The organism is Liquorilactobacillus ghanensis DSM 18630 (genome assembly GCF_001435235.1).
In the GTDB taxonomy this organism is placed as follows: domain Bacteria; phylum Bacillota; class Bacilli; order Lactobacillales; family Lactobacillaceae; genus Liquorilactobacillus; species Liquorilactobacillus ghanensis.
The window spans coordinates 1-22,287 of the sequence record NZ_AZGB01000011.1; the positions used below are offsets into that span (position 1 = coordinate 1).

Below are 22,287 nucleotides of genomic sequence, written 5' to 3' on the forward strand. Positions count from 1 at the left end.
AAGGCCCTGCACATTTGCTTATCGAAACTTTGTTCAGTTTTCAAAGGTCTACTTAAATTCAACAACCATTTAATTATAACATTTATACGGCTGATAGTCAAGAAAAAATTAATTACCAACATCACTTGAAACAATTAACTTTTGTAACTCAACGACATTTAATATAATACCAACATTATTATTCCAGGTCAAGACTTTTTTTAGATTCACCAGATATTTTTTCTGAATTACCGTTATATCAACAATTTTATTCCATCTTTCATGAGTAGTTAAACACAAAATAATTGATAATCAATGCTTATCCTAAATAACAAACTATCCAAAAAAGTATTCAGAGTTATTATCAAACTTACTTATACATGTTACCTTGTCTAATTTAAACTAGTCGACATCTGCTTACAATTTACTTCTATATCTACCCCACAAACTCAATAAACCAAACATAATTGTTCCTAAATAAAAAAGCTACACGTTATTACTTCAATGCTTAGGGAAAATTAAAATCATTAAATTAGCATGCACTTTCTTTTTTAAATATCCCATAAAACTTGTAACATTTATTTTCGATGATATTTTACAAGTATATGAATATGATCTTTTCTTCTTTTAGCCGAAACAATCTTCCAAATATATATGGCCTATATCTTTTCTAAGCTCTCCATAAATATTTTTTTCGATACTTGGGCGTAAACACTATATAACTATATAGTACTTACAAATTCACCTTGTATGTGCTAAACTATTATCGTCTTTTGACAATGCAAAAACTTCCTTTCGTATAGTTTTGGTTGGTAGCCAAATATTATATCGAAAGGAAGTTTTTCTCGCTAAAGCTCTTTTGACCCCTACAAGTAAAACTTGTGGTTTATTTAACGTATTAATAAAATCTCCTGCACAATAATTCTCAGTACAAGAATCATTATGCAGGAGATTAGATACGACTAATTTACGGACACTTGTAAACCTACTATAAAATTTAACAAGATATCCAAATTAATTCACTTAACACTTACTAAAACTACTTCAACTCTGGTGCATCAGTTTGAAATAAATCAACAGTTGATTTCCCATGATCTTCATCAAGCAAACTGGTTTTCTTCTTTTTCTGCTCCTCTTTGAGTTCTTTCATCGTTTCATTATATTTATAATTATAGTCACTGCGGTTAACTTTTTTAAATCCACTCGGTGTATAAAAGCGCAACAAGTCTCCTGTAACAATCTTATCAGAAAGTGAAAGTACTTTGGTAGTTCTATTTTGCATTGTATCAACTTGTTGCTTCTCTGCTCCAGACAAATTGGTCATCAGCTTACCTTGATTATTATAAACCTTACTTCCAATCTTGCTGTATGTTGGAGATACGAAGTCACCATCTCTAAAGGCTACTGTTTGATTACGATTATTAGCCAACAAATCTTGTCCCAATTGAATATAGTCATCGTCTTTAAGGCCCATCAAGTCCATTAAGGTTGGCATTACATCAATTTCACCACCATAAGTATGGTTTACTCCACCCTTAAGTCCATTTAAATGAATCATAAACGGAACTTTTTGGAACATTGCTAAATCATAACTAGAAACAGACTTTTTATTCAGCAATTGCGCGATCGCCTTTTTATGATTATTTGAAATACCATAGTGGTCTCCATAAACTACAATCATTGAATTATCATACAGTCCGGACTTCTTTAAATACTGAATGAATTCGCCAAATGCCTGGTCAAGATAATGTGCCGTTTGTACATATCCATCAACCGTTTGATCACCAGTTTTTGTTTTCGGAATACTCTGATTGATTTTATCTAATTCATATGGATAATGATTAGTCAACGTAATAATCTTAGCATAAAATGGCTGCGGCAATTGTTGAAGATACTGAACAGCCTGCTTTAAGAAAATTTTATCTTTTAAACCATAACCAATGTTGTAGTTAGTTTTTTCTTTATAAAAATCTTCATCAAAGAAATGCTGATATCCCCACGATTTATAGGTATTATCACGATTCCAAAAACTACCGACATCACCGTGAAAAGCAGCTGTTGAGTAACCATTTTGATCCAATATTGCTGGTAATGCCTGAAATGTATTTGAAGTACCATACTCTGTCATGACAGAACCTGTCGGCAAGCCATATAAGGAATTTTCCAACATTGTTTCAGCATCAGAGGTTTTTCCCTGACCTACTTGATTAAAAAAGTTATCAAAAGATAAAGTATTCTGATCATGATAGAATTTATTAATATTTGGAGTAACTTCTTGTCCATCAACTTTATAATCAATTAAAAATTGTTGGAAACTTTCCAAATGAAAAATAAATACATTTTTACCCTTGGCTTTACCATAATAACTGACATTATCACCAACACGATTATTTTTTAAATATGAAAGCACATTATTTAAGTCATTACTACTTGCATTGGCACGAGTTGAACTCTGTTGATAATTTTGATAAGCATTGTAGCCAGCGTAGAAATTAATTCCCAAATATTTAACAATATAGTTATTGTCAAATGTTCGTGTTAATAATTGTGGACGATCCTTATCTGCAGCTGTTAAATTCAAACCAAACAAAGCCATTGCCAATAAACTGACACTAACCGAACTAAGTAATTTTCCTCTGCTTTTATCAACTTTAATGACTTTAAAAACTAACAACAGTACCAAAATAATGATATCCGCAAAAACCATAAAGTCAGTTGGATCAATAATTTCCATAATACTCAGTCCCAAATTATTTGAAACAGAGCCTGAAGACTTGATAATTCCAATTGATAGAAAGTCCGAGAACTCACGGTAATACAGTATATTAGAAAATAACCAAAGAGAACTCAAAAAATCAATTATTAACAGAGTCCAATAAAATTTTCTGCCGCGAAAGTATAAAGCAATCCCCAACAGTAATAACGCTGTTGGAATCGGATTAAAAAACAAAATTATCTTTTGAGCTGTATCACTCACTCCCAAATTGAATTTGGATAAATAAATAAAATATGTTTTCATCCAGAATAAAAACAGTGTCAACAGGAAAAAACCGGTTCTGGTATTCAAAATATTCTTCCAATTTTTGGAAGAATTATTGGAACTATTTTTTTGAAAATTATCAGAACTTTTTCTCCGCAAAGCTCTAAACGGCTTCAAAATTGAATTCATCTAACATCCTCCAATTGCAATCTTTAACTATATATTATAACTAATTTTTAATGATTAGTCTGTTAAAAGATCATAAATTTCGATAGCCACTAAATCAATATCATCAAACTCGAATTCTTGCTGACTTTTTACTTCAGCTAAATTAAAAGTTCGTGTTTCTTGATTATAGGTAACAATTGCAACCTGCTGACCGTTCTTTTCAAAACGTCTACTCGCTTGATCTTCCTCGGTATCGGCTGTCATTGAATCAAGCCGCGAAATAATAGCTGCTAACTTTGAACTCACTTTAATACACTCCTTTAAATTTCCACATCTTAAATGCTGTGCTTTATCAATTCTACCAGAATTTAAACACTACGCCAGTAAAAAGAAACCTTTTTATAAAAACTTTACAAGATTATTGTTTTACTTTTTGCGGTCGCACAACTAATGCAATCATTCCAAGCAAAATTCCTAAATAATATGTTAATAAACGCCATAACAGCATTGCTAAAACTAATTTGCTGGAATTAGTGATAAAACTAGAAAATATTGTTGAAAAGCTGTACTCAGCTCCGCCAGATCCACCAGGAATTGGAAAAAGCGAAATAACCATCACAATTAAAATATGGAAAGTCGTTACCAGCAATAAACTGACATTTTTTTCCCCTAATGCTAATAATATGAAGTAAGGAACAATATAATAAAATAGTAACTGAATTAATGTTATTAAACCGATTTTTAACAACAGCCAACTATCACGCTTCAAACGAAGACTTTCTTGATAGAAATTATTTATTTTTTCGTCAAGAACCATTTCCCAATGATCTATTCTGACAGAATGACTAAAACATCTGAGAAGTTTAAAAAAAACTCCTACTAGTTTTCTAGTAAACGAATACCAATACATAACCAGCAATAAACCCACAATTACCGCAAAATGAATTAAAAATCCAAATAAAAAAAATAATGACAAGGCATGCATCTTACTTGCCACAAAATGAAAACCGATAAACAGAGCAATAATAAAATTAATGACTATCATTGATTGATAAACCACAAATTTCATTAATAAGACTGAGGTTGCTCTTCCAGCGTCAACTCCAGATTGAATTAAAGCAAATAGTTGTGCAGGTTGTCCACCAGAAGAAAATGGTGTGATTCCATTGAATAATTGTTCAATTAAAGGAATTCTTACAGCCGATCTCAACGGGAACTCCATCGTTTCTCGCTGTAATAAGATCTTCACCACTATCGCTTCTAAAAAATAGGACATCAACATACTTGCCATCGCTACCAATAGCCAACGCCAATTCAAGGTCAATAAATCAGTTGCTAAAGACCTGAATGAAACATCTCGTAACGAAAACGCTAGAATAATTACTCCTAGTATCAGCATTAGTATCAAAACCAATTTATTTCGATTCGTCATTTTTTATTCAACCTGCTTTGCTGTATGTAAAAATCTAGCCATTGACCAGCAAGATTTTCCTCAGAATATGCTTTAGCAATTTGGGCAGCTTTAAATCGATATTCATTTAACAACTGCGAATTTTGAGATAATTCAGAAATTCTTTCTCCTAGCTGCTGGATATCTTTTCCTGCTAAATAATCGTCCTTAATAATTGCTTGATATAAACTCAAATCGCGTAATAAAATTGGCAATCCACAACTGGCAGCTTCTAAAATACTCATTGGGAACAATTCATTAAATGAGGGCAAGAAAAACAAATCCACTGCATCATAATAGTCGCCCATTTTATTTCGTTCTACAATGCCCGTAAACTGTAAGTTATGCGGTGGATTTTTCACAATTTTTTTTAATTGGTCATAGCCATCAGTTATTCTACCGAAAGAAAAACCGCCAACCCAAATAAAGTGTAATTCAGGAAATTGCTGTGCTAGTTTGATAAAGTCAAAAACACCTTTTCTCTCCTGAATTTGACCGACCCCTAAAATAACGAATTTATTACTTGGAATATTAAGTTGCTTTTGCAATTCATTCTTAACTGTCTTATCAACTGGGTGAAAAAGTTTTTTTGAAACAAAATTAGGAATATATGTCACCCTTGCTGCTGGGATTCCATACTTAGCCAATTTAGGAATAAAACTCGGATTGACAACTACTAACTGATCCATCCGACGATAAAAAGAAATGACATAATGGTAAAAGATCGTCTTAAAAGGTTGAACCAGTTTCAGACTACCTTCCAAAGTTTCTGGAAGAAAATGAACATAGCCGATCTTTCTGCCACGACCAGGAAAAAATGTTGATAGATAAAATTGCGGATCAACTGTATGATAATGGCTAATATCTGCTCGCGAATAATTATTGCAAGAAATCTCCAACACATTTGAAAAATGTCGCTGTAGCAATCCAATTAATTCAGTATAGGCACTTCCCACTCCTTGGCCTTTGACTTTTGTAGCAGAAGAAAACATATGCACTTTCAACATCAGCTAAACCCCTTTATAAACTTTAACCTATTTCTCCAGAATGGCTTGTTTCTCTTTCTTTCAAATAAATTGCTTGGCAATCATGATAAAATTGAACAACTCTTTCAGCAAAACTCGCCGCGGAAATTGCTGCTAATTTTTGATCTAATTTATCAGGCTCAATTGGCTTCTTACTTTTAATTAAATATTTATATAATATCTCAGCCAAATCTGATAATCTTTCAAAAGTCATACCAAATTCTTTATCATTCAACAATTCGTCGGTATATGGACTATGCGTCGTAACGACTCTTAGCCCCGAAGCCAGCGCTTCAATATAGGTTAGCCCCTGTGATTCTGAAACTGATGTTGATACAAAAAGATTTGCTGCGTGGTAGTAATCAGCTACTTGATCATGTGATATTTCTCCTGTAAATAAAACATTCTGTTGTAAATTCAACATATTCACCTGCTGCTCCAGATCTTCTCTTGCTGGTCCATCACCAACGATCATTAACAAAATATCTGGCAACAGCTGTCGTAATTGCGGCATGACGTTGATTAAGCGATCAATATCCTTTTCATAAGCTAAACGACTTAACGTCAGTAATAATGGTGTGTCTGCTTTAATACCATACTTTTTTCGAACATCAATTTTGATTGATTGATGATATTTTTGCAAATCAACACCTGTTGGAATAACTGTAATTGGGGATTTAATCCCATATCCCTCCAAAGTTGTTAAAACTCGTTCGCTTGGAGCGATAATGCCCGTCATATGATAACAGAAAGAACGTGACATCTGCTTAACATGATGCGGTTTCAAAAGCTTCCCTTTTGCAACGTAATGTAAATAATCCTCATACATTGTGTGATAAGTGTGAATGCAAGGAATTTTTAAATTTTTAGCTACAAACTTTCCAATCCATCCCATTGAAAATTCGGTTTGTGTATGAACGATATCTAATTGCAATTCCTTAGCAACTTGATAGGCCCTAAATAAACCACGCACCGCAATTCTGCGATCTGTAAAGGAGATAAACGGAATGCTGGTAAACCTGAATATACTGGGTTCATACTCATCAGAAGCTACTTTGGGATCAGTAGTCGTAAAAATATAGACATGGTGCCCCTGACTTTCTAGTTGTTCCTTAAGTGTTTTAATGGAGGTGGCCACACCGCTGACTTGCGGATAATAAGTATCTGTAAAAATTCCGATATTCACGTGCATCCTCCTTAACTAAGTAATCACATTAATTATATTGTTTCTGCCAAATATATGCAATCATTCAAAAGGCCTTCGTGCAAATTAACACAAAATCTTAAAGAAAAATTGCTGTTGAACTAACAAAAACGATTAATTATCTTTAAAGAAAAAGGAGAGCTATGCCCAAAGGCTTATGCTCCCCTTTTTCTAACAAATAAAAACCATTTGACAGATTAAAGTGACAGTTTCTTAACTAATGCCACAACTTCTTCAGTCGTTTCACACTCAGTAACAGCCTTCTCAGCTAATTGCTTCATTTCAGCTGTATTGAGTTTTTTCATCAAACTACGTGTTTTAAGAATTGATGTCGCGCTCATTGAAAATTCATCTAAGCCTAAACCAACCAATAACGGAACTGCAATTTGATCGCCCGCCATTTCACCACACATACCGGTCCATTTTCCTTCTGCATGTGAAGCATCAATAACGTTCTTGATCAAGCGCAAAATAGACGGATTGTATGGTTGATAAAGATAAGATACACGTTCATTCCCACGATCAGCCGCCATTGAGTATTGAATCAAATCATTTGTTCCAATACTAAAGAAGTCGGCATATTTAGCTAACTTATCTGCAATCATCGCAGCAGCAGGAATTTCCATCATCATTCCTACCTCAACATCATCAGCAACAGGAACTCCAGCCTTAATCAGTTTAGTTCTTTCTTCTTCATAAACTGCTTTAGCTGCTTTAAATTCCTTAACCGTAGCAATCATTGGAAACATAATTGCTAACTTACCATAATGCGAAGCTCGTAATAATGCACGTAACTGTGTCCGGAAAATATCCTGACGTTTCAAACTGATTCGAATTGCACGATATCCTAAGAATGGATTCATCTCATCAGGTAAAGGTAAATAAGGCAATTCCTTATCTCCACCAATATCCATTGTCCGAATCACAACCTGTTTACCGTTCATACCTTCGACAGCTTGCTTATATGCTTCAAATTGCTCGTCTTCAGTTGGCAATTCGCTCGAATCCATATACAAAAATTCAGAACGGAACAAGCCAACAGCTTCGGCACCATTATCATTAGCACCTACAACGTCCTTAGGAGTACCAATATTCGCTCCTAAAATCAGTTTTTTACCGTCAGCTGTAACTGAAGCAGCACTTTTTAATTGTTTCCATTCAGCTTTTTGTTTAGCAAAATCTGCCGCTTTTTGATGATATTGTTTAATCTCGCTTTCGCTTGGATCAACCAATGCTTCACCGCCAATACCATCAATGATTACCAATTGTCCTTCTTTAATGTCCTGAGTCGCTGATTGTGAACCAACAACTGCCGGAATTTCCAAAGTCCGAGACATAATTGCCGAATGCGAGGTCCGACCTCCAATATCGGTTATAAAACCCTTGACATATTTCCGATCAAGCTGAGCCGTATCCGACGGAGTCAAATCATGAGCAACAATTACCACTTCTTCATCGATTAACGCTGGATTAGGTAGCTTTACACCCAGAAGATGCGCCAAGACCCGCTTGCAAACATCGCGAATGTCGCCAGCACGTTCCTGCATATATTTATTATCAGTCATATTTTCAAAAATTGAAATAAATTCAGCAGCAACATCTTGCAACGCTTTTTCTGCGTTTATTTTTTCGTCTTTGATTTTATTTTTGATTTTACCGAAAAAATCGGGATCAGCTAAAATTGTCAAATGTGCTTCAAAAACAGCAGCTTCAGCTTCACCTAAATTAGCTGTTGCTTTTTCTTTAATCAATTGCAATTCTTTTTTGGAATCCGCAACTGCTTGATCTAATCGCGCAATTTCTGCAGCTGAATCCTCAATATTTTTTTCTTGGAAAGTCAGGTCTGGCTGCACAAGCATATACGCTTTAGCAACAGCAACTCCATCGCTGGCAGCTATTCCCTTTAACACTTTCGTCATTATTCAGCAAGTCCTTCTTTCTTCATTGCTTCTTCAATAGCTGCTACAGCATCTGCAGCATCATCGCCATCGGCAGCAATTGTAACATCAGCATTTTGACCAACTCCGAGTGACATCACACCCATAATTGATTTCAAATTAACTGACTTATCTTTGTAAGTCAAAGTAATATCTGAGTTGAATTTGCTAGCTGCCTGAACTAATAGAGTAGCCGGACGTGCATGAATACCTGTTTCTGCAATAATATGAAAGTCTTTCTTTTCCATTTAAATCAAGCTCCTTTGTAATGTTGATAGAAAATCAAGAATAAGCACTTCATTTCATGAAACGCGTTTTAAGAACGCGTTTTCATCTGAATTGACAATGCCTTCCCTGCTGAAGTAAATGTTAGCATGAATTAATTGATAAAACAAGTTTATAAAGTATTATTATTCCTATAATGATAGTAAATCGTTCCATGTCTTTGAGCTATACCGATAATTCTTTTTCGTTGACGAAAATTCATGAAAGCCGTTTGAAAATCCATAAATTCTTGTGGTTCAATTTTTAATTCATCAAGTTCACCATTCACCAACTTATTTAATAATTCTTGATAATTACGCTTTTCCATCTAAAATCATCCTCCATTTTTTATCATAGCATAACAAGCTTTCAACTTGCGCTAAATTCTAGAAAGAGTATACTAAAGTCAAAGGTCAAAGATAGTCAAATAGATCTTTAGTTTATTTTTTAAGAAGGGTAGTGAAAGACGATGATTTGTCAAAATTGCCATCAAAATCCGGCGACAATTCATTTATCAACTAATGTCAATGGTCGGCAAACCTCGATCGATTTATGTCAAAACTGCTATCGTGAACTTAAAGAACATGCCCAACATACTAATCCACAAGCAATGATGCAAGATCCTTTCGGCTTTGGAAGTTTGGATGATCTTTTCCGTTCAATGAGCAGTGGAGATTCTGCCGCTCAACATCAATTTCAGCAACCACCAACAGCAGCTCAAGGGAATGGAAACCATCGCGGCGGCGGTATTTTACAACAATATGGACTCGATTTAACCGCTGAGGCTAAGAACAATCGAATCGATCCCGTCATCGGTCGTGACAATGAAATTGCTCGCGTAATTGAAATTTTAAACCGGCGAACAAAAAATAATCCTGTCCTGATCGGTGAAGCTGGAGTTGGTAAAACCGCTGTAGTTGAAGGATTAGCTCAAAAGATCGTCAATGGAGATGTACCACAAAAACTATTGAACAAACGTGTCTTTCGACTCGATGTAGTTTCATTAGTTCAAGGAACAGGTATTCGTGGACAGTTTGAACAACGAATGCAACAATTAATGCTTGAGTTGCGTAAACAGCCTGAAATTATTTTGTTCATTGATGAAATTCACGAAATAGTCGGTGCTGGAAACGCTGAAGGCGGTATGGACGCTGGTAATGTCCTAAAGCCCGCTTTAGCTCGTGGCGAAATTCAATTAATCGGAGCTACCACTCTGAACGAATATCGGAAAATCGAAAAAGATGCTGCATTAGCTAGAAGATTTCAGCCGATTCAAGTTGATGAACCGAGCGTTGCTGAAACCGTTCAAATCTTGAAAGGCATTCAAACAAAATACGAAAAATATCATCATGTTAAGTATACGGCCGATGCTATAAAATCAGCCGTTGAATTGTCTAATCGTTATATTCAAGATCGCTTTTTACCAGACAAAGCAATTGATTTGCTTGATGAAGCCGGTTCACGAAAGAACTTAACAATTCAAGCAGTTGATCCCCAAGTTATTGAACAAAAAATCAAGAATGCTGAAAGTCAAAAACAAGCAGCGCTCAAAAAAGAAGATTATGAAAAAGCGGCTTACTACCGTGATCAAGCTAATAAATTTTCTCAAATGCGCGAACAGAAAACAACTGATACTGATATTCCAACTGTAACAGCTAAAGATATGGAAAAAATTATTGAGGAAAAGACCAATATCCCAGTTGGTGAACTTAAGCAAAAAGAGCAACAACAATTGCGTGATTTAGCAAAATCATTAGAAAAACATGTTATTGGTCAAGATCAGGCTGTTGACAAGGTTGCGCGCGCAATTCGGCGAAATCGCATCGGTTTCAATAAATCAGGTCGGCCAATTGGCTCCTTCTTGTTTGTTGGGCCAACTGGTGTCGGCAAAACTGAAACTGCAAAACAGCTGGCTCGCGAACTATTTGGAACAACAGATGCTTTGATTCGGTTTGATATGAGTGAGTACATGGAAAAACATTCCGTTTCCAAATTAATTGGTTCTCCCCCTGGCTACGTTGGATACGAAGAAGCTGGACAATTGACCGAACAAGTTCGTCGGCACCCTTACAGTTTAATTTTGCTTGACGAAATTGAAAAAGCTCATCCCGACGTAATGCACATGTTCTTGCAAATCCTCGATGATGGACGTTTAACCGATTCGCAAGGTCGAACTGTCAGTTTCAAAGATACGATTATTATTATGACATCTAACGCTGGCAGTGGTGATGCAATCGCTAGTGTTGGTTTTGGAGCAACTGTTTCCGGGAAAAATCATTCTGTTATCAACAGTTTATCCAAATACTTCAAACCAGAATTTCTTAATCGGTTTGATGATATTATCGAATTTAACCCATTAACCAAACCAAATCTGTTGAAGATCGTTTCGTTAATGTTGAATGATGTTAAAACGATGCTGGCACCACAAGAAATTAAATTAACCGTTTCAGAACCTGCTAAAGAGAAGCTCGTAGAATTAGGCTACGATCCTAAAATGGGAGCTCGGCCATTACGGCGTGTCATTCAAGAACAAATTGAAGATGGAATCGCAGATTACTATCTCGAACATCCTGATAGTAAAGATTTACTTGCTGATGTGAATGATAATCAAATTACCATTCAACCAGCAAAAAAACAAACTAACAGTGACAAACCAGCTGCTGATTAGACTACTTTTGGAGATAAGACTAATATTAATAATGTCTTATCTCTTTTTTTGACTTACTTGATTATAATTTATTAATTTATCCTAACATTTTAATTCATTTATTCAACACTTTTGGCTATAATAAACTTATAGAATAGAGGAGGAGATATCTATGCATTTAATCGATGTTAGTAATAGTTACTCAAGAAAAATCAAACATGAATTAGAAAATTCCGCAACCCACTTCATCAAGGTTTATACATTGGGTAACAGCCGTGTTGTTTTTAAACGAAATCACCAAAATGAAGAATTAATTATCTCTAATCGACATCGCGCTGTTTCTGATGATGAAATAAGTTTTACATTGAATGAACTTGCTAAAAATGAACAGCAAGATGCTAAAATTACCCGAACAAATGGTGTTGTTGAAATAACTTTACCAATTAAGTGATTCGAACTCGCAGACAGTTGTTATAAAGGTGGTGAAATCTATTTTGTCAGTTAGCGATTTTTTGAAAAAAGTTTTTCGAGTTTTAAAAAAAGACAAACAAAGTATTACGAATGAATTGCAATTGGCAACAAAATTGACTCCACCCTCATCAACAACTGAAATGCCGGCAAATGACTCAAAAAAAGCGAAGGTTAACGATGTTAAATCTGAAGTAATTTCACAACCCAAGCGCCACTATACTCAAAAAAAGCAAAATGCCGTTATGTTGCTAATTTATCAAAACGAGCAACAAGACGATATTGCACGTCCCCAATTGATTAGTGGTTTATTGGGAGAACAAATTCAGTTTAGACTTAGAAAATTGACCAATTATACGTTGATAAACATTAAGGGCTTTACTAATCATTTTTTTACACAATATGCAATTATGATTTTTATTTATCGAAAGCAAGATGGCGCGCCAATTAGAATATCCTTTAAAGATTATGATCTAGGTACTCTATTGCAGCCCACTCAACTTTTAAAGGGAAAAATTGGTGAAACTTATCAAATTTTTTCGCCAGAAATTAAAAACTTTAATTTGCAAACTGTATCAGGAAAAATTAAGGGCTTTTTCTCAACTCAAGTCCAGCAAATTACCCTTTATTACCGTCATCATGACTGGGAATCAGTTGAAAAATCTGATATCGCCTTTGTTTTGTTAAAAGACACTGCTTGTTTTGCTGAAATCGATGCTGCCAGTCCGGTGTTAATGCTAAGAGCTGGCACTGTCTGGCAGACTTTTAGTCGAATTACTAAATATTCGCAAGAAAGTTGGTATAATTTAGGTGCTTTTTGGATTAAATATCAACCAGAATCAATGACCATCCAAAAGAAGTACCGAAATTTAGCAACTGATGCTGCACCAATTTTATTAGGTGAAACTACTCCCATTAGACAAAAAGCCAGCGTTAATTTTACGGATAATCGTTCGGTCCATTACTTTGACTATCCTAATGGTCAATGGATCGGAAAAATTGCTGATAAAACAGCCGTTACGTTAACCCGCCAAATTAAAATTGATCAAGTTATCTGGTATGAATTAGCAGATTATGGTTGGCTTCCTAGCTATTACATCGAATTTAATTAGTTTTAAAAAGCAGCCAAATTGGCTGTACTCCTACTTGGATAGGCAAGCAAATACCCAAAGCTTGGATACTCAAGTAGGAGTTCTTGAATTAACGAATTAAGCGCATTGGGACTCAATCCCAATGCGCTGTTTTTTTATTATATAAATAATTTTAGAGCTTTGCCGTTAATTTAACATCAGGATACTTATCCTTAAACCATCTTTCTGAAAAATCATTTTCAAATAAAAATAATGGCATCCCATGCCGATCTTTTACCAACAAATTTCGCGATGATGACATTTTCTCATCAAGTTGAGCCGGATCAATCCAACGAGCAATTTTATGACCAATCGATTCCATGACCACGTCGGAATGATACTCATTTTTCATTCTAAATTGAAAAACTTCAAATTGTAATTGACCAACTGCCCCAAGAATATATTCACCAGTTGAATAACTTTGATAAAGCTGAACTGCACCCTCTTGAACTAATTGTGCAATTCCTTTATGAAATGATTTTTGTTTCATAACATTTTTGGCAGTAACTTTAACAAACAGCTCTGGCGTAAATTGTGGCAACTTCTCAAATTTGACTGCTGTCCGTCCAGTATAAATTGTGTCACCAATTTGAAAGTTTCCAGTATCATACAAACCAACAATATCACCGGCCACTGCTTCCTCAACTGTCTCACGCGTATCGGCCATGAATTGGGTCGAATTTGATAAACGCAATTTTTTGCCTGTTCGCTGCAAAGTAACATCCATTCCACGCTCAAAACAGCCCGAACAAATTCGTACAAAAGCAATCCGATCACGATGATTAGGATTCATATTAGCTTGAATCTTAAAAATAAAACCACTAAAAGCATCATCGTTAGGCTTAACTTCTTGTCCAGTTTCTGTTTTATGCGTCGAAGGTGCTGGTGCAAATTTGAGATAAGCATCCAAAAAAGTTTTCACTCCAAAATTAGTTAGAGCCGATCCAAAAAAAACTGGTGTCATTTTTCCGGCCGCTACCTTAGCTGTATCTAACTGATTGCCAGCCGCTTGCAACAGCTCGACTTCTTCCAAGACTTGACGATAAATACTTTCACTTTTCAAAGGATGGTCTTCAGCTAATTCACCTTTTTCATTAAGAGCCAAGAAAGATTCATTTTTATCTTCGCGGCGATATAATTCAATTCGCTGATTAAATAAATCATAAATTCCTTTTAAACCCTTTCCCATACCAATCGGCCAATTCATTGCGTAAGCATCGATTTGTAAAACTTCTTCAAGTTCGGTAATCAAATCCAACGGTGGACGACCATCACGATCCAGTTTATTAATAAAAGTAAAAATCGGTATTCCCCGCATCCGACAAACTTGAAATAGCTTTTTAGTCTGTGGTTCAATTCCCTTAGCCGAATCAATTACCATTACAGCTGAATCAACTGCCATCAAGGTTCGATAAGTATCTTCCGAAAAATCTTCGTGTCCTGGCGTATCCAGAATATTAATCCTTTTACCAGCATAATCAAATTGCATAACTGAACTAGTAACAGAGATACCACGTTTTTTTTCAATTTCCATCCAATCTGATTTAGCAAAATTACCTGATTTTTTTGCCTTGACTGTTCCCGCTTTGCGGACAACTCCTCCAAATAATAACAATTGTTCTGTAATCGTAGTTTTACCTGCATCAGGATGAGAAATAATAGCAAAAGTCCGCCGTTTATTTACCTCCATAGCTAATTTATCTTTTTCCATGAGTAACCTCTCTTTTCCGATTAATTAAATTTCAATTTTGGTCTCAAATTAGAATAATTGGCAACATTATACTAATGCTACAGCATTTTTGAAATTTCAAATTTCTAAAACTACTGGCTTACGTTTACCAAATAAAAACTAATCTAATTATAATTCAACTGAAATTTATTTAGGAACTCGGATAACTGATCCCGCTTTTAAATCAGCTTCAGAAGAAATATTATTGATTTTCTTTATCGTGTTAACGTCAGTTGCATATTTTTGCGCCAAACCTTCCAACGTGTCACCACTATTAACATTAATCGTCTGTGTATTTGCTTTTAAAGATGATTCACTGGCACTTGATGCAGCAGCGGCTTTGGAAGATGCTGCCGCTGAAGAGCTTGCTGCTTTTGCTGAACTACTCGAAGCTCGCTTAGCACTAGCAGAAGATTCGCTAGCTGCCAACGATGACTTCTTATCTTTAGCCACACTTTGTTTTTTCAAAGAACTAGTACGCTTTTGGCTGCTTGTGAGTACTGTTTCTTTTTTATCAACAGCTGTTTGCTTATTAGCTCGTGACAAATATCCCCAGCTGCCAATGCCAACCACACAAAGAAATGCGATCACAGCTAAAATAATTTTTTTCTTAAAGTGCTGTTTTTTATTCTGTACAGTGCCTTTGGCTGGAGTCTTACTTGCATCAGCTATCGGATCAGAACCTTTTTCCTTAAAAAATGCCCGCCGCATCTTTGGTTCATCTTTGCGTGTAAAACCGTGCTTAAATTGCTCAATTTTAAATTCTTCATATACTTTAGCAATATCAAAATCTTGACTAGCCTGCTGTTTTTTAGCAAAATACTCGTTTTTTTCAGGCAGTGAGGCATTACGCAACCAATCCTGAAAATATTCATATTGCAGCATTACATCAGCTGTTGGTCCCAATTGCTGAACTTTGCCGAATTGCAGCCATAAAGTCCGTTCACAGAAACGTTCAACATTTACCAGATTAACATCAGCAATAATCAAGGCAACTCCGGCGTCTTTCAATTCTCGTAATTTCTGATTAACTTGTTGGCTATAAGGAATATCCAGTACATTTAAAACATTGTCGATTACCAACATCTCCGGCTCCAAAAACATCGCAATCGCCAAAGAAAGCCGAGCATACATCCCAATTGAATATTCTTTAACCGGACGATAAAGCCAATTGCCCAATTCACAAAAATCAATTATTCTATTAAGCAGATGTTTAGCCTTAAGTTCATCAATATCGGCCTGTCCAATCTGTTTTTTTATATTTTCTAAACCAGTAAGATTTTCACTCAAACCAGCACGACTGCTGGCATAATTTATTTTAGCATCAAGTGTTGTAAAACCTGTTGTCTGTTTCAATCTTCCCGCTAGAATTTCAGTCAGTGTCCTTTTACCAGAACCGTTAATTCCAATTAAACCAACGGCTTCTCCTGGATTAACAGTCAATGAAACTCCTTGTAAAGTCCAAAAGGATTTCATTTTATTATTAGCCGCGAGCTCCTTTTTTTCAGTCACAAGTGGTTGTTCTTTAGTTATATATTTAATTTCTATTTTTTTCATATTTGCACCCAAAATTTTTCTCCATCATAAAAAAGCTTTGGCCAAATAAATTTATAGCAGTCCAAAGTTTTTTAAGCACTATTTAGTACCCAGATCATCTTTAATTTTTGTTGTCGAAATTCCTTCTGTGCGAGGTAAATAAACAACTTGACAATAATCAGATAAAAAATCAAATTTGCCTTTCCAATCATCGCCCATTACAAAAACATCAACGTTATATTTCAGTACATCCTTAACTTTTTGTTCCCAATTATTTTCTGGTATGACTAAATCAACATATTTAATTGCCTCTAAAACATATTTACGATCTTTATAGGACATATAAGCTTTTTTACCTTTTACTGCATTAAACTCATCACTTGATAGCCCAACAATCAGCTTATCTCCCAAAGCAGCTGCACGTTCAAGCAAGCGAACATGTCCTTTATGCAGCAAATCAAATGTTCCATACGTTAAAACTGTTTTCATTTTTACTTATCCTTTACAATTGATTCATTTTATTTACATAAGATAAAGCTATCACGCTAATTATTAATCGTCAAGTAACCCCAGGTTCATTCCGCTTTACGCAAATGGTATAAGTCGATCAAATATTTAACAACGGTCTTTAAAACAGCATATGTTGGAACTGCCAGAATCATTCCAACAATTCCGGCTAGGTTCCCAGCCACTAACAATAAAATAATGATGGTTAACGGATGGATCGATAAAGACTTACCAATAACATTTGGATAAACTAAATTCCCATCAACTTGCTGTACAATTACACAAACAACAATTACCAGTAAAGCTTTTTGAGTCGAAAAAGTCAATCCCAAGACCAAAGCGGGTAAAATACCAATATACGGTCCAATATATGGAATAATATTGGTCATGCCGGCTGTCACACCCAATAAAAAAGCATATGGCATACCAATTATCCAATATCCAATCGACGTAAAAGTTGCAATAAATAAACACTCAATAACCTGACCAGCAATATAACGCGATAATGTTGTATTAAGCTTCTTCATTAATTCTTCAACTTGAGCTTCATGCCGCGAAGGAAACATTTTCTGTAGATTGGGAATTAATTGCTGACCATCTTTTAGCATATAAAATAAAATAAATGGAATTGTAACAATGGTGATTGTAATCGTCGTTATCGTTCCAATTACCACACCCAAGCTATTTGTTAAGGAACTGGCAAAATTTTCAACTATCTGCAAAAAATTATTCTGCATTTTAGTTGCATAGCTCGTAAGTTTTAATTTTTTCATCCACTCAACTTGGCTTAAATTGTGGTAATAATCATTCCCTAATTTTTGCAAACCGTCAATATATTGTGGCATCTGTTTGATCAACTGGCTAATTTCATTAATCAGTAATGGTACGATAATCGCTGCAATTAAACCAATGATGCCAATTAATAAAATAAATACAATACTAACCGCCAGTGTTCGCGAGATCTTACGTTTTCCCAACTTAATTTTCATTAAAAGTTTCACAATTGGATTGACTAAATAATACAAAAAGCCAGCAATCAAAACCGGTGCAAACAAAGTTGAAGCGAAAGTACCCAAGGGTCTAAAAATAAAACTGATTTTACTGCAAACAAAAATTAGCGTTGCTAATAGTAATAATTCAAGTGTTACCCATAATAATTTCGAACGCTGGATTTTATCAAGCATACCGTCACTCCTTATATTATTAAAAATGAACTACGCGCTGGATTAATTATTATTTTCCTATATTGTACATTAATTTAATAATTATCATTAAACTGAAAGCTTCATGATAATTTTAAATAGGCTTTAACAAAACCTAATTATTGAACTATTTCCCAGTAATCATCATTCACCGTTAAAAAAACTGCGATCACTGTCCGAGTGATCACAGTATCGTTATAAACACAACTTGGCTCTGCTTACTGTTCTTGGCGTGATAATTCTAAATAACGACTGTACCAAATATCAACATATTCTCGAGAAAAAGGGCCCTTTTTATTTTCAATCCAATCAACCAAAGTCAAAACATTGTGTTTTAAAATTCGATCAATTTCAGCTGAATAGTGCCACTGCGCTCCATGTAATTGATATTCATCAACATCTAGCAGTTTTTTTTCTCCGCTGGGAAATACTTTGACATCTAAATCATAATCAATATATTTAAGTGCCTCACGATCCAAAACAGCTGGCGAAGCTAAATTACAGTAATAAGAAATACCATTATCTCTAATCATCGTAATAATGTTAAACCAGTAATGTTTGTGAAAGTAAACAAGCGCCGGTTCTCGTGTTACCCATCTTCGACCATCGGCTTCTGTAACCAAAGTATGATCATTACAGCCAATCAAAGCATTTTCGCTAGTTTTCAGAACCATTGTGTCACGCCAAGTTCGGTGTAAACTTCCGTCATGTTTATAACTTTTGATGGTGATAAAATCACCTTCCTTAGGTTCCTTAGACTGCCGCATAAAAAAACCTGCTTTCTAAAACAGACAGGTGCAACTTTACACCGATATCAATGTTAATTATACCAAACAAAGAAGTAAAATCCCAAAACTAATTAAATTTAAAAAACATTTCATCATTAATTGGTTTATTTCAAGGTTAATTTAACAACCACTTCTACGCGCGGTGTTTGCGGAAACATATCGATCGGCAGTAAATAATTGACTTGATAATATTTAGCCAGTTTTAGCAAATCACGTGCTAATGTTGATGGATTGCATGATACATAAACCAATTTTGGCGGTCGCGCTTGTAATAAAGCTGACAGCAATTGCTGTTCTAATCCGGTCCGAGGTGGATCAACTACTGCCGCCGTCGGATGAAAACCAGCTTTTAACCAAGTTGGTAAAACCGTTTCTGCTGGACCACAAACATAACTGACATTTTGACAGCCGTTGATAGCAGCATTTTCTTTAGCATCAGCAATTGCTGCCGGAACAGTATCCATCCCGCGAACACTTGCTACCTGCTCAGCCAAAAAGATTCCAATCGTACCAACTCCACAATAAGCATCAAGCAGCTCATCATCTTTTTGCAAAGCTAAGGCTGTTGAGACCTTTTGATACAATTTAAACGTCTGCTCAGGATTTAATTGAAAAAAAGCCCGAGCTGATAAATTATATTTTTTTGTTCCTAACTGTTCACTGATTTTTTCCTGACCAGCTAACAATTTAGTCTGTTGACCCCAAACTAGTGATTGCCGACCCGGATTAATATTTTGTAAAATTGAAACAACTTCTGGCAAGTTTTGCTGAATAGCTCTGATAAGTGCAGCTTGATGAATTAATTTGGCTGAATTAGTTATAATCGTCAGTTGAACTTGTTGGGTACTGAATGATTCACGAACAACCAAAGTTTTAATAATACCTGAATTTTGTTTTTCGTTATAAACTGGAATATGCAGCTGTTCAATTAACTGACATACTTGGCGAATGACCTTCATTGTCAATGGTCGCTGGGTACTGAAGGTCGGTAGGTCAACTACCTCATGTGTTCCACGGCGATATAAACCTGCTATTACCTTGCCATTTTGTTCTCTGATTTGAAACTGTGCTTTATCTCGATAAGCATAAGGATCTGTCATGCCAATTGTCGGCAAAATCTGATAGTGTTGAAAACCATGCGGTCGAAATTTTTCTAATGCTTGTTTAACCAAATCACTTTTGAAAACCAATTGTTGCTGATAGCTCAAATGCTCTAACTCAATTCCGCCCACATCATATAAGTCTCGGGGAGTTACCCGATCTGGACTGACTTTGCGAATATGATGAACCTCAGCGGTAGCATACTTGGGTAAAACCTTAGTAACTTTCGCTACCACCACTTCATCCGGCAACGCTCCCGGCACGAAAACGATCTTGTGTTTAAAGTAACCAATACCCTCACCATTGATTCCTAAGCGCTTAATCGTTAACGGAATCTTTTGTCCAGGCACCAACTGGACTGGCTTAACTCGCTGCTTTTTAAAATTATTCATTTTATCTTTTCCTTCTAACCTGTAATTTAAATGTATATGGTATATTTTTATTATAAAGGAGTGATTGATTTGGAACTAACAATTACCAGTATTGAAGCTCAAAAAAGACTTCATCGGTTTAATCTCTATCTTAATCAAAAATTTGCTTTCGGTATCAGTGAAGAAACCTTACTTAACTTTCAGCTTCATAAGGGGCAGGTTCTAAATGAAGAAACGCTTGCAGAAATAAAAAATAATGAACATATAAATCAAGCTTATCAAACCGGCTTGAATTATCTTTCCTATCAAATGCGCAGTTGTGCAGAAGTTGAAGCCCGGTTAAAAAGTAAAGAGTATACCGAAGACGTTATTGCTGCTGCAATTGAAAAACTTAAACAGCAAAAATTGCTGAATGATTATCAGTTTGCCCTAGCTTATTTAAGAACGATGCAAAAAACATCAGATAAGGGACCTTATGAGATTAAAAAAAAGCTACAGGCAAAAAAAATTCCGCCTGAGCTGATTGAGAAAGCATTTGCTGAATATGATACCATTAGTGAGCAAGAATTACTTATTAAATTAGTTGAAAAATATTTTCATCATTATCATAATAGTTCTTTCAAAGAACGAATCAATAAAACCAAACAGCGCTTATTAGCCAAGGGCTTTGATCACGCAGCAATTGAAACAGCCATTACTGCAACTGTTCCAACTAAAGATACCGAACAGGAATACCAAACCTTACAAAAACTTTTGGCAAAGGTTTGGCAAAAATACCATACTTTGCCGCTCGAAATTAGAAAGCAAAAATGTAAACAATTCTTGTTTCGTAAAGGTTTCACATTCAATGATATTGACCAAGCGTTAAATGAACTGACCGACGATTAGGCCTTCTTACTATTGATTTTTTTAATTAGATAGTGTTTAAGCCGATTCTTGCGCGGAATTATTTGATGATAGACAAGCATTTCCAAGCTTGCATTTAAAACCGCTCCCAACATAACGACCCAGCCAGAATAATTCAACCAGAATAATAACACAATAAAAGTCCCTAAAGTTCCATAACTTAAAACCGAACGCGCAAAGTATCGCACATAAATCGAAAAACCTTGAGCTAACACAATCCAAGTAATCGTAGCTAAAACCGTTCCTGGAATAGTTAACCAAAAGTGCACCTTAGCATTCGGTAAGAAAAAGTACATTGCTCCTAAAATAAATAACAGCCCCAAAACTGTTACCGGCCATTTGACTTGTGTAAAAAGGCCGGTTATTTTTTCGGAAATATCCAAAATAGGTGCTAAATAATCTAACACTAACTGACCAAAACTAAAAGCAATAATTATTATCGCCAATGATGCCAGCAATAAAAAAGTTATGATCAATGAAAACAGTCTAGTCATCAAAACATTCTGAGTATCTTCAACGCCGTAAGCATCATTAAATGCCTGCTTAAGCGAATTGACTCCCCGGCTGACCGCCCAAAGTGCCACCAATGCACTTACTGAAATCAAACCACCGCTGCCATGATCTAAAAATGACAAAATAATTGGACTCAAAGTATGATAAATCGTTTTGGGTACTGCACTTTCTAAATAGGCCAAAATTGTTGCTGCTTTAATATTTAGCAACGGCAATATATTCCCAATTAAAATAATAGTGGGAAAAATAGCTAATAAAGTATAATAAGCAATTACAATTGCAGCATTATTAATATTAATTGCTGCTGCCCGGCTTAAAATCTGCTTAAATAACTGCTTAATAAAATTAATTTTGGGTTTTCTCAGGCTAATCTACCTCCGCT

Annotated in this window: 19 protein-coding genes; 4 read left to right on the forward strand and 15 right to left on the reverse strand. The window is 35.3% G+C overall.

Annotated elements, in window-relative coordinates; all coding sequences use genetic code 11:
* Positions 1 to 1,018: 1,018 nt before the first annotated feature.
* The 8 genes from FC89_RS04010 to FC89_RS04045 all read right to left on the reverse strand — a co-directional run bounded on the left by FC89_RS04010 (position 1,019) and on the right by FC89_RS04045 (position 9,335).
* Positions 1,019 to 2,998 (reverse strand): LTA synthase family protein, encoded by a 1,980-nt coding sequence (locus FC89_RS04010; protein WP_157060651.1) that lies wholly within the window; start codon positions 2,996 to 2,998, stop codon positions 1,019 to 1,021.
* Between the two features lie 204 nt (positions 2,999 to 3,202).
* Positions 3,203 to 3,433, reverse strand: a complete 231-nt coding sequence (locus FC89_RS04015; protein WP_268872017.1) for a YkuJ family protein — start codon at positions 3,431 to 3,433, stop codon at positions 3,203 to 3,205.
* Positions 3,434 to 3,545: 112 nt separating this feature from the next.
* A complete protein-coding gene (locus FC89_RS04020; RefSeq protein ID WP_057871268.1) occupies positions 3,546 to 4,559 on the reverse strand; it encodes a lysylphosphatidylglycerol synthase transmembrane domain-containing protein in 1,014 nt (337 codons plus the stop codon).
* Positions 4,556 to 5,584, reverse strand: coding sequence for a glycosyltransferase family 4 protein (locus FC89_RS04025; RefSeq protein ID WP_057871269.1), 1,029 nt, complete (start codon positions 5,582 to 5,584; stop codon positions 4,556 to 4,558). The genes FC89_RS04020 and FC89_RS04025 overlap by 4 nt, the downstream gene beginning before the upstream one ends.
* Before the next feature lie 22 nt (positions 5,585 to 5,606).
* Positions 5,607 to 6,788: a glycosyltransferase family 4 protein gene (locus FC89_RS04030; protein ID WP_057871270.1), complete on the reverse strand. Its 1,182-nt coding sequence runs from the start codon at positions 6,786 to 6,788 to the stop codon at positions 5,607 to 5,609.
* Between the two features lie 215 nt (positions 6,789 to 7,003).
* Positions 7,004 to 8,725, reverse strand: a complete 1,722-nt coding sequence (gene ptsP, locus FC89_RS04035) for a phosphoenolpyruvate--protein phosphotransferase (protein WP_057871271.1) — start codon at positions 8,723 to 8,725, stop codon at positions 7,004 to 7,006.
* A complete protein-coding gene (locus FC89_RS04040) occupies positions 8,725 to 8,991 on the reverse strand; it encodes a phosphocarrier protein HPr (RefSeq protein WP_057871272.1) in 267 nt (88 codons plus the stop codon). The genes ptsP and FC89_RS04040 overlap by 1 nt, the downstream gene beginning before the upstream one ends.
* A 149-nt stretch (positions 8,992 to 9,140) precedes the next feature.
* On the reverse strand, positions 9,141 to 9,335 hold the full coding sequence (locus FC89_RS04045) for a hypothetical protein (protein ID WP_057871273.1): 195 nt from the start codon (positions 9,333 to 9,335) through the stop codon (positions 9,141 to 9,143).
* Positions 9,336 to 9,476: 141 nt separating this feature from the next.
* Between FC89_RS04045 and FC89_RS04050 the strand changes: the two genes are divergently transcribed.
* From FC89_RS04050 to FC89_RS04060, 3 genes are all read left to right on the forward strand, one after another.
* On the forward strand, positions 9,477 to 11,675 hold the full coding sequence (locus tag FC89_RS04050) for an ATP-dependent Clp protease ATP-binding subunit (RefSeq protein ID WP_057871274.1): 2,199 nt from the start codon (positions 9,477 to 9,479) through the stop codon (positions 11,673 to 11,675).
* 151 nt (positions 11,676 to 11,826) lie between these two features.
* Complete coding sequence (locus FC89_RS04055; RefSeq protein WP_057871275.1) at positions 11,827 to 12,105, forward strand: DUF1827 family protein; 279 nt, start codon at positions 11,827 to 11,829, stop codon at positions 12,103 to 12,105.
* A gap of 43 nt (positions 12,106 to 12,148) precedes the next feature.
* The gene (locus FC89_RS04060) at positions 12,149 to 13,234 is read left to right on the forward strand and encodes a MucBP domain-containing protein (protein ID WP_057871276.1); all 1,086 of its coding nucleotides are present in this window, start codon (positions 12,149 to 12,151) and stop codon (positions 13,232 to 13,234) included.
* A gap of 151 nt (positions 13,235 to 13,385) precedes the next feature.
* Here the strand turns inward: FC89_RS04060 and FC89_RS04065 are convergent, their stop codons facing one another.
* The 6 genes from FC89_RS04065 to rlmD form a co-directional block, all read right to left on the reverse strand.
* A complete protein-coding gene (locus FC89_RS04065; RefSeq protein ID WP_057871277.1) occupies positions 13,386 to 14,963 on the reverse strand; it encodes a peptide chain release factor 3 in 1,578 nt (525 codons plus the stop codon).
* Positions 14,964 to 15,128: 165 nt separating this feature from the next.
* On the reverse strand, positions 15,129 to 16,538 hold the full coding sequence (locus FC89_RS04070; RefSeq protein ID WP_057871292.1) for an ATP-binding cassette domain-containing protein: 1,410 nt from the start codon (positions 16,536 to 16,538) through the stop codon (positions 15,129 to 15,131).
* Positions 16,539 to 16,616: 78 nt separating this feature from the next.
* A complete protein-coding gene (gene tagD, locus FC89_RS04075; protein ID WP_057871278.1) occupies positions 16,617 to 17,006 on the reverse strand; it encodes a glycerol-3-phosphate cytidylyltransferase in 390 nt (129 codons plus the stop codon).
* A gap of 86 nt (positions 17,007 to 17,092) precedes the next feature.
* Positions 17,093 to 18,208 (reverse strand): AI-2E family transporter, encoded by a 1,116-nt coding sequence (locus tag FC89_RS04080; protein WP_057871279.1) that lies wholly within the window; start codon positions 18,206 to 18,208, stop codon positions 17,093 to 17,095.
* 236 nt (positions 18,209 to 18,444) lie between these two features.
* Positions 18,445 to 18,993 carry a nucleoside tri-diphosphate phosphatase gene (ntdP, locus tag FC89_RS04085; RefSeq protein ID WP_057871280.1) on the reverse strand — a complete coding sequence of 183 codons (549 nt, stop codon included), beginning with the start codon at positions 18,991 to 18,993 and terminating at the stop codon, positions 18,445 to 18,447.
* Between the two features lie 125 nt (positions 18,994 to 19,118).
* The gene (gene rlmD / locus FC89_RS04090) at positions 19,119 to 20,507 is read right to left on the reverse strand and encodes a 23S rRNA (uracil(1939)-C(5))-methyltransferase RlmD (RefSeq protein ID WP_057871281.1); all 1,389 of its coding nucleotides are present in this window, start codon (positions 20,505 to 20,507) and stop codon (positions 19,119 to 19,121) included.
* A 69-nt stretch (positions 20,508 to 20,576) separates the two neighbouring features.
* Between rlmD and recX the strand changes: the two genes are divergently transcribed.
* Complete coding sequence (gene recX, locus FC89_RS04095) at positions 20,577 to 21,374, forward strand: recombination regulator RecX (protein WP_057871282.1); 798 nt, start codon at positions 20,577 to 20,579, stop codon at positions 21,372 to 21,374.
* Here the strand turns inward: recX and FC89_RS04100 are convergent.
* Positions 21,371 to 22,276: a YihY/virulence factor BrkB family protein gene (locus FC89_RS04100; protein WP_083485404.1), complete on the reverse strand. Its 906-nt coding sequence runs from the start codon at positions 22,274 to 22,276 to the stop codon at positions 21,371 to 21,373. The genes recX and FC89_RS04100 overlap by 4 nt on opposite strands.
* Between the last annotated feature and the right edge of the window lie 11 nt (positions 22,277 to 22,287).

Excerpts from the sequence above, each read along its gene's own strand:
- FC89_RS04010 (WP_157060651.1), bottom strand. The coding sequence starts at position 2,998 with ATGAAAACATATTTTATTTATTTATCCAAATTCAATTTGGGAGTGAGT.
- FC89_RS04020 (WP_057871268.1), bottom strand. The coding sequence starts at position 4,559 with ATGACGAATCGAAATAAATTGGTTTTGATACTAATGCTGATACTAGGA.
- FC89_RS04025 (WP_057871269.1), bottom strand. The coding sequence starts at position 5,584 with ATGTTGAAAGTGCATATGTTTTCTTCTGCTACAAAAGTCAAAGGCCAA.
- ptsP (WP_057871271.1), bottom strand. The coding sequence starts at position 8,725 with ATGACGAAAGTGTTAAAGGGAATAGCTGCCAGCGATGGAGTTGCTGTT.
- FC89_RS04040 (WP_057871272.1), bottom strand. The coding sequence starts at position 8,991 with ATGGAAAAGAAAGACTTTCATATTATTGCAGAAACAGGTATTCATGCA.
- FC89_RS04045 (WP_057871273.1), bottom strand. The coding sequence starts at position 9,335 with ATGGAAAAGCGTAATTATCAAGAATTATTAAATAAGTTGGTGAATGGT.
- FC89_RS04050 (WP_057871274.1), top strand. The coding sequence starts at position 9,477 with ATGATTTGTCAAAATTGCCATCAAAATCCGGCGACAATTCATTTATCA.
- FC89_RS04055 (WP_057871275.1), top strand. The coding sequence starts at position 11,827 with ATGCATTTAATCGATGTTAGTAATAGTTACTCAAGAAAAATCAAACAT.
- FC89_RS04065 (WP_057871277.1), bottom strand. The coding sequence starts at position 14,963 with ATGGAAAAAGATAAATTAGCTATGGAGGTAAATAAACGGCGGACTTTT.
- FC89_RS04070 (WP_057871292.1), bottom strand. The coding sequence starts at position 16,538 with ATGAAAAAAATAGAAATTAAATATATAACTAAAGAACAACCACTTGTG.
- tagD (WP_057871278.1), bottom strand. The coding sequence starts at position 17,006 with ATGAAAACAGTTTTAACGTATGGAACATTTGATTTGCTGCATAAAGGA.
- FC89_RS04080 (WP_057871279.1), bottom strand. The coding sequence starts at position 18,208 with ATGCTTGATAAAATCCAGCGTTCGAAATTATTATGGGTAACACTTGAA.
- ntdP (WP_057871280.1), bottom strand. The coding sequence starts at position 18,993 with ATGCGGCAGTCTAAGGAACCTAAGGAAGGTGATTTTATCACCATCAAA.
- rlmD (WP_057871281.1), bottom strand. The coding sequence starts at position 20,507 with ATGAATAATTTTAAAAAGCAGCGAGTTAAGCCAGTCCAGTTGGTGCCT.